The following is a 224-nucleotide window of genomic DNA, read 5'->3' on the forward strand; positions in this document are numbered from 1 at the left end:
GCCTTGTTTAACACAAGATTGAACATGGTTCACTGCTTGACTGGCTCTTTTATGAGCTCGATAACCATAACTATGCGGTGAAAATTGAGGCTCAAAATAAGGGCTGATCACTTGAGCAATGGCTTGTTGGATCACTCTGTCGATAACAGAGGGGATCCCAAGCATTCGCTCACCGCCATCAGGTTTGGGTATTATCACGCGTTTGACTGGCAAGGGTTGATAAG

At 45.5% G+C, this 224-nt stretch carries 1 protein-coding gene; it reads right to left on the reverse strand.

Annotation, left to right across the window (positions count from 1 at the left end; translation table 11 throughout):
* Nucleotides 1-198, reverse strand: a 198-nt coding sequence (locus tag NRL14_RS21015; protein WP_306725534.1) for a reverse transcriptase domain-containing protein, incomplete at its 3' end; no start/stop codon positions are given.
* Nucleotides 199-224: the final 26 nt, after the last annotated feature.

This window comes from Pseudoalteromonas sp. 20-92, from assembly GCF_030847595.1.
Classification (GTDB): domain Bacteria; phylum Pseudomonadota; class Gammaproteobacteria; order Enterobacterales; family Alteromonadaceae; genus Pseudoalteromonas; species Pseudoalteromonas fuliginea.